Annotated in this window: 6 protein-coding genes and 4 pseudogenes; 5 read left to right on the forward strand and 5 right to left on the reverse strand. The window is 66.6% G+C overall.

Going from position 1 to position 9230, the window contains the following annotated elements:
- Positions 1-249 precede the first annotated feature (249 nt).
- Together M1B35_RS32465 and M1B35_RS32470 are read left to right on the forward strand one after the other, a co-directional pair.
- Positions 250-1023: pseudogene (locus tag M1B35_RS32465) on the forward strand (CHASE3 domain-containing protein); the annotation flags it as partial.
- A 264-nt stretch (positions 1024-1287) separates the two neighbouring features.
- Positions 1288-1881, forward strand: a pseudogene (locus tag M1B35_RS32470) (methyl-accepting chemotaxis protein); the annotation flags it as partial.
- A 48-nt stretch (positions 1882-1929) separates the two neighbouring features.
- Here M1B35_RS32470 and M1B35_RS30130 read toward each other — a convergent pair.
- Positions 1930-2085 carry a hypothetical protein gene (locus tag M1B35_RS30130; protein WP_268263867.1) on the reverse strand — a complete coding sequence of 52 codons (156 nt, stop codon included), beginning with the start codon at positions 2083-2085 and terminating at the stop codon, positions 1930-1932.
- 30 nt (positions 2086-2115) lie between these two features.
- Here M1B35_RS30130 and M1B35_RS30135 point away from each other — a divergent pair, with 30 nt between their 5' ends.
- Positions 2116-2256 carry a hypothetical protein gene (locus tag M1B35_RS30135; RefSeq protein WP_268263868.1) on the forward strand — a complete coding sequence of 47 codons (141 nt, stop codon included), beginning with the start codon at positions 2116-2118 and terminating at the stop codon, positions 2254-2256.
- On the opposite strand, the pseudogene M1B35_RS30140 reads toward M1B35_RS30135, so the two are convergent.
- From M1B35_RS30140 to M1B35_RS30150, 3 genes and pseudogenes are all read right to left on the reverse strand, one after another.
- Positions 2196-3170 (reverse strand): annotated as a pseudogene (locus M1B35_RS30140) (MFS transporter); the annotation flags it as partial. The gene M1B35_RS30135 and the pseudogene M1B35_RS30140 overlap by 61 nt on opposite strands.
- Positions 3167-4207 carry a class I SAM-dependent methyltransferase gene (locus M1B35_RS30145; protein ID WP_123331460.1) on the reverse strand — a complete coding sequence of 347 codons (1041 nt, stop codon included), beginning with the start codon at positions 4205-4207 and terminating at the stop codon, positions 3167-3169. The pseudogene M1B35_RS30140 and the gene M1B35_RS30145, both read right to left, overlap by 4 nt.
- A complete protein-coding gene (locus M1B35_RS30150) occupies positions 4204-6210 on the reverse strand; it encodes a TonB-dependent receptor (RefSeq protein ID WP_268263864.1) in 2007 nt (668 codons plus the stop codon). Before M1B35_RS30150 ends, M1B35_RS30145 begins: the two co-directional genes overlap by 4 nt.
- Positions 6211-6363: 153 nt before the next feature.
- Here M1B35_RS30150 and M1B35_RS30155 point away from each other — a divergent pair, with 153 nt between their 5' ends.
- Together M1B35_RS30155 and M1B35_RS30160 are read left to right on the forward strand one after the other, a co-directional pair.
- Positions 6364-7317 (forward strand): helix-turn-helix transcriptional regulator, encoded by a 954-nt coding sequence (locus M1B35_RS30155; RefSeq protein WP_268263865.1) that lies wholly within the window; start codon positions 6364-6366, stop codon positions 7315-7317.
- Positions 7318-7406: 89 nt separating this feature from the next.
- A pseudogene (locus M1B35_RS30160) lies at positions 7407-8245 on the forward strand (NAD-dependent protein deacetylase).
- A 2-nt stretch (positions 8246-8247) separates the two neighbouring features.
- Here M1B35_RS30160 and M1B35_RS30165 read toward each other — a convergent pair.
- Complete coding sequence (locus tag M1B35_RS30165) at positions 8248-9141, reverse strand: LysR family transcriptional regulator (RefSeq protein WP_268263866.1); 894 nt, start codon at positions 9139-9141, stop codon at positions 8248-8250.
- Positions 9142-9230 lie beyond the last annotated feature (89 nt).

A 9230-nucleotide genomic window follows, 5' to 3' on the forward strand; every position in this document is an offset into this window, starting at 1 on the left:
CAGCTCCTACACGCCGGTTGCAGCATCCAGCGCCTCCTCCACCTGTAGCGATCACCTCCGTAAGACCGCCTGCAGTAGCTCCCCTTTCCCGTACCCCCTTACAAAAAAATTTCCTGTACATGAAACTTTTTTTGTACAGCTTTAGTCCGACCGTCGATGTCATTTGAACATCATTGAGCCATCACTTCGCCCCAGTAACGGCAAGCGCCTGTGAAGCATTCAGTCAACGGTTTAGGAGCTGCCCCGCCTATGTTTTCCAATCTGAGCATTTCGCAAAAGCTGTACGCCGGTTTCGGTGTCGTCCTGCTGATCATCCTGCTGCTGGTGCTGGCCGCCCTGCGCGGTTTCGATCAGGTCAGCAGCAGCGTCAAAAGCAACATCCACAGCTACGAGGTATTGAACGAATCCGGTGCCATGCTGCGCGGCCTGATCAACGTTGAAACCGGCATGCGCGGCTTTGCCCTGACCGGTCGCGAGAGTTTTCTCCAGCCCCTGCAGGACGGCGAAAAGGCCTTCAACGACTACTACACGCGGATCAAGGCCAGCACCCAGAACAACCCTACGCAGCAGGCACGCCTGGAGCAGGTCAAGCGCCTGAATGAGCAGTGGATGCAGGAAGACGTGAAGACCAACCTCGACCTGCGCCGCGCCGTGAACGCGGGCAGCCAGCCCCTGAGTGCCCTGGCCGAGCGGATCGCCGAGGGCCGCGACAAGGCCAAGATGGACGGCATGCGCCAGTTGATCGGTGAGCTGCGGGACGACGAAAAACGCCTGCTCGAAGCCCGTTCCAATGCCATGGACGAGGCCAAGCGTTCGGCGCTGTGGATCCTGATCGGCGGCGGCTTGACCGCGGCGGTGCTGGCCATGCTGGTGGCCTGGTCGCTGTCGAGCAACCTGGTGGGGCGCATCCGCCAGGCCGTGGACGTAGCCAAAGCGATTGCCGGCGGGCGCCTGGACAGCCAGATCGTCAGCACTGGCCAGGATGAAGTGAGCAACCTGCTCGGCGCCTTTGCCGCAATGCAGGAGCGCCTGCGGTCGATGATCACCGAGATCAAGCAAGGGGCCGATCAGTTGGTCGGAGCCTCGCAAAGCATCTCCAGCGCCTCGACCCAACTCTCGGCGTCGGCCCACGAGCAATCCCACTCCGCCTCGTCCATGGCCGCCACCGTGGAAGAGCTGACCGTCAGCATCAACCACGTGGCCGACAACGCCGGCGAAGCCCACAGCATGTCCAGCGACTCGGGCCGTCAGTCCGAGGAAGGCGGCAGCGTGATCCAGGACACCCTGGCCAGCATGCGCCTGATCGCCGATACCGTGCAGGCCTCGGCCACACAGATCGCCGAGCTGGACCAGCATTCGGAACAGATCTCCAGCATCGTCAGCGTGATCAAGGGCATTGCCGAGCAAACCAACCTGCTGGCCCTCAACGCCGCCATCGAAGCCGCCCGCGCCGGGGAACAAGGCCGTGGTTTTGCCGTGGTCGCCGATGAAGTGCGACTGCTGGCGCAACGCACCGCCAACTCGACCCAGGAAATCACCGAGATGATCAAGAAGATCCAGGTCGGCACCCGGGACGCTGTCAGCAACATGGACGTGGGCGTGGAGCAGGTGAAAACCGGCGTCGAACTGGCACAGCAGGCCGGGGAAGCCATCGTGCAGATTCGCCAGTCCTCGGGCAATGTGGTGCGGGTGGTGGACCAGATTTCCCTGGCCCTGCGCGAACAGACCGCCGCCAGCCAGGACGTGGCGCGCAACGTCGAGCGCATCGCCCAGATGTCCCAGCAGAACAGCCAGGCCGTGGAGGAAACCACCGAGACCGCCCGCGCCCTGCAACAGCTGGCGCAGAACCTGGAGAAACAGGTGAATGTGTTCCGCCTCTGACGGCATCCGGCCCGGGCCTGGCGCCACGCCCTGGCCCGGGCCCATGGCTCACTCCTGGGGTCGCCCCTCGGCGCTGCTCGCTGGCGCCAGGGAGCCCCGGGCCGCCAGCACCGCCAGCCACACCAGCAGCATCCCCAGAGACAACCCGGCGAGCATGCCCAGGTAACCGCCGCGATCCAGCAACCACCCTGCCGCGATCGGCACCAGCAGCCGGCCAAGGACAAACAGGCTGGCTTGCAGGCCGTAGTCGGCGCCTGGCGCTGGTCCCGGGCCAACGCCATCATCACCCCGAACACCAGCGTCGACACCGCGCCCATGGCCGTGGCCAGGCACAAGGCCGCCAGCACCAGCCAAGGCAGTGACACCTGCCCGTAGACCGCGATGCCCAGGCCGACCAGGGCCAGCAAGGCCCCACCGAGAAACACCGGCAGCGCCAAACCCAGGCCCCAACGCCGTATCAAGCGCGCCGCCCACAGGCTGGCCAAGGCCCCGACCAAACCACCTCCGACCCCGGCCACCCAAGCCACCTGCTCCATGGCCATGCCACGGTCCAGCAACAAGGGCTTGAGGTACAGCCAGGCCGCACCGACAAAGGGGAAGCCACCCAGCAGCACCCCGCTCCAGAGCCGGGCACCGGGCTGGCGAAAGAACCCGCTCCAGGTCGCCAGCAAAGGCAATGCCCGAGGCACTTCGGCGCCCGCCTCATGGCCTTCATCCAGCCGCCACAGCAGCACCAAGGCGCCCAACAACACCGCCGCCATCAAGCCAAACGGCGCCTCCCAGCCCCAGCGGCTGTGGACCAGCAACATCACCCCGCCGCCGACAATGGCCCCGAGGAACAGCGCCGCCGAGCGAATGCTGCCGGCCCGCACCTGCTGCGCACCCGGCAGCAGCTTGATGGCCAGGGCGTTCACCGGGATGTCCGCCCAGGTGGCGAGCAAGCTGGCCGTCAGGGCTAGGCCGAACAACCACAGGCGTGGGGCTGCCATTCCCTGCTGGCTGATCAGCACCAGCAACAGCGCCAACAGCAGGCACAAGCCCATGGCCCAGGCCCGGTAATGGCCACTGGCAGCGCGATAACGCTGCACCGGCAAGGCCAGCAGCACCTTGCCCAGCGCCGGCAACCCGGCCAGTTGGAACAGGCCAATCTCGGTGCCGCTCCAGCCCTGTTCCCGCATCACCAGGGGCAGCCCCAGCAGCAGGTAAATGCTGGGCAAGGCCAGGGCAACATGCAGCCAGCCAAACAGCAGTTGCCGGCCCCAGCCCCCCGGCTCCAGCCGACGGTTCATGGCGCCTCCCGCCGAGCCACCAGCACCGTCACCGGGGCCACGGCAAAGCTTAGGTCGGGGTACTCATCGAAGGTGCCGAAGCCATTGCGCGCCAAGGCTTCGCGCAGTTCGCCCGCTCGGGTCACCCGGCGCCCCTGCATCTGCATCGCCAGGTAATAGGGCATCACCCGCTGGGCTGCGCAGGCCTGGAGCGGGATTTCCGCATGGGCGCTGACCAGCACCCCGCCGGGGTGCAGGGCGCCGTGGACCTTGCGCAAGGTGGCGTCCAGGTCCGGCATGAAATGCAACACCGAAGAACACCAGATCAGGTCGTAGCCTTCGCCGAGGGGGTCGGTGGCCAGGTCGCCCGCACGCACGCCCAGGCGCTGCTCCAGGCCGGCGGCGCGGATGTTCTCGGCGGCCACCGCCACGGTCGGGGCAAAATCGAAGACCTCGCCGTGCAACAACCGGTTGTCCCCGGCCAGGGCGATGGCCACCAGACCCGGGCCGCCCCCCACATCCAACAGGCGCCGGGCACTGGCGAATTCGGGGATCCGGCTCATCAGCCGTCGCGCCAGGTCGACGGTGACCGCCCGTTGTTCCTGAGCTATCTGCACCCGAGCGGCGGCGGTCCAGTGCTCGATGGTTGCGGCGCTGTTGCCCGGTGCCGGGGCCTGCCGCCCCTCACGCACCCGCTGCGCCAACTGCCCGGCGAACTGGCCCAGGCCCTGGAGGCGAAAAACCCAAGCATCGCCGCAGTAATCCGCCGCCTCGGCCCGCAGGTAACGCTCGGCCAGTGGCGTGTTGCGGTACAGCGCCGGGGTTTGCGCGTCGCGCTTTAGCAGCTCCATGCTCCACAGGGTCTCCAGCCAGAGACCGGTGTGTTCCGCATCCAACTGCAACTGGCGAGCGACATCAGCGGCGCTGGCCGGTTGCTGCAAACGGCTGAACAACTGCCATTCCAGGGCCATGCGCAGGGCTTCGCCACGCACCGCCGCCAGGGCCAGGTCCCAATAGGGTTGCAGCGGATGGGCCGCGTCGAGGTTCAGGTCGTTCATAGTTCGTAACTCACTTGCAGGCCGATTTCCCGCGGTGGGCTGTAGACCCGGGCGGTGCCATTGAGGTAGCCGACGGCGTCGTAGCGCTTGTCGGCGGCGTTTTTCACATAGGCCGAGAGGCCGTAGTGGCCGAAGTCGTAGCCGGCGTTGAGGTCGATCAAGCCGTAGCCGCCCCGGCGGTACTGGTTGGCCGAATCGAGGTAGGTCTTGCCCACGGCGCTGACCGCGCCCTGGGCGTACCAGCCGGCGTCGGCGTCGTAACGCAGGCCGAGGTGGCCGGTGACGTCCGGGGCGTAGGGGTTGTGGTTGCCCTGGTAGTCGCTGTTGCCTTCGCGAAAACTGTCGAAGCGGGTGCGGTTCAAACCCAGGGCGCCCAGCAGGCGCCAGTGCTCGGCGAACAGGTATTGGGCCTCCAGCTCCAGGCCGCTGGAGCGGGCTGCGGCGGCATTGGTGATGTACACCACGCCGGGCTGGACGATCTGCTGCACCTGCATGTCGCTGATGTCCATCCAGTACAGGGCCGCCGAATAGCGCAGACGCTGGTCGGCCAGCCAGCCCTTGGCCCCGACCTCATAGGTGTTGACTTTTTCCGGGTCATAGCCGGGGTAGTTGGCGGCGCTGGAGAAGGCATTGAAGCCGCCGGCGCGGAAGCCTTCGGCGTAGCTGGCATAGAGGTAGGCGTCGGGCTGCCACTGGTATTGCAGGGCGGCCTTGGGGGTGAAGCGCTGCCACTGCGCGCTTTGTCGGCTGCCGCTGTCGGGTTCGATGTGCACCTGGTCGCGCTCCACCCGCGCCCCCAGGGTCAGGGACCAGTTCTCCGCCAGGGGCTGGATCCACTGGCCGAACAGGGCCGTGGTGTTGCCCCCCAGTTGCACGTCGGTGCGGTTCAGGCGCAGCGGCAGTTTCTGGGTAAAGGACAGGTCGTGGTCATCGCGGTCGGCATAGGCCCCAAGCAGCCATTGGCTGGTGCCCCACTGCCCTTCCAGGCGCAGCTCCTGGGACAGGGTGTTCATGTGGTAGTCGCGCTGCACATGGAAGCGGTCGACAGGCTGGAAGTCGGTGTCCTGGCGTACCCGATCGTAGAAGTCATTGCGCGCGGTGATCGAACGCAGCTTGAGGCCAGACTCGAACTCATGCACCAGGTCCAGAGACAGGCTGCGACCGCTGGAATGGTTCCAGCTGGAGGTGCCAGAGGCCACGTCCCGGCGCCGGGCATCCAGCGGCCCCCAGAGCGAGCCGCCGTCACGGTAGTCCTGGCGGCTGTAACGCAGGTTGACTTCAGTGCCGCTGAACTCAGCGCCGGGCCCGGGGGCCCAGCGCAGCACGGTGCGCGCGCTGTGGCGCTCGCGGTCATCGGCCTGGCCGCCACGGTAGCGGTTGTCGATAAAACCGTCCTGCTGCAGCCACTGGCCGGCCACCCCAAGCGACAGGCTATCGGCCAACAGCTCGGTGCTGGTGTCGGCACTGAGGTCGCGCCGTCCCCGGCTGCCGTTACCCGCCGCCAGCCGTGCGTAAGGTTCGGCGTCCGGCTGGCGGGTGTGGACGCTCAGCACCCCGGCTTCGGCATTGCGTCCATAGAGGGTGGATTGCGGGCCGCGGAGGATTTCAATGCGCTCCACCCCCAGCAGGTTGTGGTCGAAACCCTGGCCCATCAAGGTCGGCACCCCGTCCACCAGCATCAGCATTGACGAAGAAAAAGCCGTGGCCCCAGCGCTCAGGCCGCGCACCACCGGCAGGTTGGTACCGGACTGGCCAAAGGGCTGGAAGGTGAACCCCGGGGTGCTGCGGGCCAGTTGCTCAAGGTCGTTGATGGCGCCCTTGGCCAGGTCTTCGGCGTTGATCACCGTCAGGCTGGCGGGCACCTGTTCCTGGGCCTGTTCGACCTTGTTGGCGGTGACTCTGACCGGCGCCAGCTCGGTGGGTGCCGCCAGGGCCGGGCTGGCGCCCAACCAGCACCCCACCAGCAGCGAATAGCGCCCGACCTTGCCTACCTGTTTGTTCATCCTGTTCCCCCTTGAGTGATCAAGCTGCCGCGTCCTTTGAGGGTGAGCAGCGAATGGGCAACAGGCTATTGACTAATGCGAACCATTATCATGTATGTTGCTCTGCATTCCGGAGCCATTCCTCTGCCAACCGGAGCCAGGGAGGGAAACACCGTGGCGCTCGCCAACAAAGCATCTCAGTCCTACCGAGTGACCGCCGATCAACCGCGCTGCCTCAGCACCGTCGCCGATGGCTGGCAGCGCCAGCAGTTACCCGACGAATGTGGCGAGTGCTACTCCGAAGGGCTGGCCCTGGCCCCCGACCTGATGCTGCTGCGCTCGTGCTATCGCCCGAGCCGGGCGCTGCTGGAAGACACCGCCAGCCCCCACAACCGGCCCATGCTGGTGCTGACCTTCGGCCTGGAGGGCGATTCGGGTTACCTGGGCGCCGACGGCGCGGCGGTGGCCTTTCGCGCTGGGCACACCACGGTCACCAGCTTCCAGATCAGCCAGGGCGAACGCCGTTACCCGGCCGGCAGCCGTGTTTCACAACTGCGCCTGCTGGTGGGTGAAGAGCTGCTAAGCAGCTACCTGGGGGCAGCCCGCGCCCGCCAGTTGCTGGGCAACGGTCACCTGCGCCAACTGGCGTTCGAACCCACCTCAGCCGCCAGCCTCAGCCTGGCCAAGGCCCTGAACGCTGGCCCGGCCGACCGGCTGCAACGGCACATCCACGGCCTCAGCCTGCTGGCCGAACAACTCAAGCACCTGAGCCCGCCAGAGCCGCCCAGCCACCCGCGCTTCAGCGCCGACGACCTGGAAAAGCTGGAGCGGGTGCGCGACATCATGGGCCGCCAACTGGACCAGCCGCTGACCGTGGCGTACCTCTGTGCAGCGGTCGGGCTCAACGAGTTCAAGCTCAAGCAGGGCTTGCATTACCGCTTCAACAGCACCCCGCAACGCATGCTCCTGGAACTGCGCATGCACCGCGCCCACGCCCTGCTGGAGGGTGGTTGCCAGGTGGCCCAGGCGGCGTACCAGGTGGGTTATCGCCATCCGCACAACTTCACCTCGGCCTTTGCCCGGTTCTTCGGCAAGACGCCCAAATCGGTGTTCGGCAAACGCCGCTGACACACGCCCTTGCGCAAAAACACTGGCGCCCATGGGCCTTTGGGTTTAATCCTGATGGCCCGTCGCGACCCAGGACATCAGCCCCCATCATGATCGACAGCCAAGCCCAGAGGGCCCTCGACCGCTTGATCCCGCGCATGGCCGAGGGGCCGTTCGTGGTCCTGACCGGCGCCGCATCAGCACCGCCTGCGGATCCGACTACCGCGACCCGGACGGCGTACGCCGGGGCAAGCAGCCGATGATGTATCAGGAGTTCCTCGGCCAGGCCACGGCGCGGCGCCGCTACTGGGCCCGGGCCATGCTCGGCTGGCCGCGCATCTGCCAGGCCCGGCCCAACGCCGCGCACCAGGCCCTGGCGCAGTTGCAGGCGCGGCGGCAGATCAGCGCCCTGATCACCCAGAACGTCGACACCCTGCATGACCAGGCCGGCAGCCAGGGCGTCATCGAACTCCACGGCAGCCTGCACCGGGTGCTGTGCCTGGACTGCGGCGAACGCAGCCAGCGGGCGGCCATCCAACAGCAACTGGAGGCCGCCAACCCTTACTTGGCCGGTGTCGATGCGCAGCAGGCGCCGGACGGCGACACCCTGCTGGAGCCGGCCTTCGAAGCGCGCTTCCAAGTGCCCCGCTGCCCCCTCTGCGACGGCGATCGGTTAAAGCCAGACGTGGTGTTTTTTGGCGAGAACGTGGCCACCGCCACGGCCGCCCAGGCTCAGGCAGCGGTGCAACAGGCCGCAGGCTTGCTGGTGGTGGGGTCGTCGCTGATGGCCTATTCGGCGTTTCGCCTGTGCCGGGCAGCGGTCGACCAGGGCAAGCCGCTGCTGGCGATCAATGTGGGCAAGACCCGCGCCGACGACCTGCTTGACCTGAAGATCGCCGTTTCCTGCGAGCAGCTGTTACCGCTGCTGGCCGAACGCCTGGGCGCCTGAACTCAATGGCCGATCGGCAAGGCCTGCTCGCGGAGGATGTCGAACAGCGCCTGGGCCGCCGTCGACAGCTCGTACCCGGGCTTGGTCAGCACGCCAATCGCCCGTTCGACTACTGGCTCCCCCAGGGTCAGGCAATGGGCGCCCAGCTCGCGCATCTGCCCCGCACACAGGGCCGGCACCGCACTCACCCCAAGGCCGCTGGCGACCATGCGGCCCACGGTCGCCAATTGATGGCTTTCAAACTCCACCGGCAGCGGCATGCCCCGGGCGCGCAAGTGTTCTTCCAGCATGACCCGCACCGTGGACGGTCGTTGCAGGGTGATAAAGGGCTGTTGCAACAGGGTCTGCCAATCGATGTCACGGCGCTGGGCCAGGGGCGAATCGCTGGGCACCACGGCGACGAAACGGTCGATGTACAACGGAGTGAACGCCAGGGACGCGCTGTCCTGCGGCTCGAAGGCCACCCCCAGTTCCACCTCGCGGTCGCGGACCATCTCCAGCACCTGCTCGTTGATCACATCGTTGACCGTGACATTCACCTGAGGGTAACGGGCACGGAATACCTTGAGGATCGGCGGCAGCAGGTTACCGGCAAAGGACGGCATCGCAGCCAGGGTCACCCGCCCCCGCTGCAGGGTGAACCGCTGGCGCAACTCGTCCTCGGCATTGTCCCAGTCGGCAATCAAGCGCCGGGCCAACGGCACCAGGGCCTCGCCCTCCGGAGTCAGGGCCACGTTGCGGGTGTTGCGGGTAAACAAACGCCCACCCAAGCCTTCTTCCAGGGCCTTGATGGTCAGGCTCAAGGCCGACTGCGACAGATGCAGCCGCTCGCAGGCCACAGCAAAGCTCAGACTGTGGGCTACAGCCAGAAAGGCACGGATCTGTTTAACGGTCATGTTGGGGAGCTCCAAGGGGAGGCAGCGGCAAGGGAAACGCCAGGTGAGCTTGTGGCTTGTGGCTTGTGGCTTGCCGCTTGCCGCTTGCC

The organism is Pseudomonas morbosilactucae (genome assembly GCF_023241665.1).
GTDB classification, from domain to species: Bacteria; Pseudomonadota; Gammaproteobacteria; order Pseudomonadales; family Pseudomonadaceae; genus Aquipseudomonas; species Aquipseudomonas morbosilactucae.

Coding starts and splice junctions, on each gene's coding strand:
- M1B35_RS30150 (WP_268263864.1), bottom strand. CDS start 6,210: ATGAACAAACAGGTAGGCAAGGTCGGGCGCTATTCGCTGCTGGTGGGG.
- M1B35_RS30165 (WP_268263866.1), bottom strand. CDS start 9,141: ATGACCGTTAAACAGATCCGTGCCTTTCTGGCTGTAGCCCACAGTCTG.
- M1B35_RS30145 (WP_123331460.1), bottom strand. CDS start 4,207: ATGAACGACCTGAACCTCGACGCGGCCCATCCGCTGCAACCCTATTGG.